Origin of the sequence: Hymenobacter sediminis (assembly GCF_003231285.1) — a bacterium.
Classification (GTDB): Bacteria; Bacteroidota; Bacteroidia; order Cytophagales; family Hymenobacteraceae; genus Hymenobacter; species Hymenobacter sediminis.
Genome location: NZ_QKNS01000035.1, coordinates 1 through 332, shown reverse-complemented (window position 1 = coordinate 332; position 332 = coordinate 1). Strand labels below are relative to the sequence as shown.

General features: G+C 44.9%; 1 protein-coding gene. It reads right to left on the bottom strand.

The window, feature by feature from the left end:
* Positions 1 to 332 (bottom strand): hypothetical protein (locus DNI29_RS24675; RefSeq protein ID WP_162303748.1); only part of this gene is annotated, 332 nt, incomplete at both ends.

Here is a 332-nt window from a genome sequence, read left to right as displayed (position 1 = left end):
ACATAGACCACTTTGCTCAAATCCTGAGAGGTATGCATAGCCAAGGAGGTTGATCTGACTCGTTCCAACGATGCTTCGATCTGCGCTTCTCTTGCCTGGGCTTCTGCTTTTTGGAGATCAAGAAAGCGGGTGTAGGTAAGGCTGAATACAGAAGCAAAGCGTTGTAACAAGTCACTTACTTCATCCGCTACTGGCTCTGAAGTGGAAAGATTTAGCCATCCATGGGAGAAGTATGCTACGTTATGAAATCTTCGCCCTTGAAGATGATTCGTAGAAATTTGCATTCCCAATTCTTGCAGCAGATAAGCAATCCATTCTTTCAATTCAGGGCC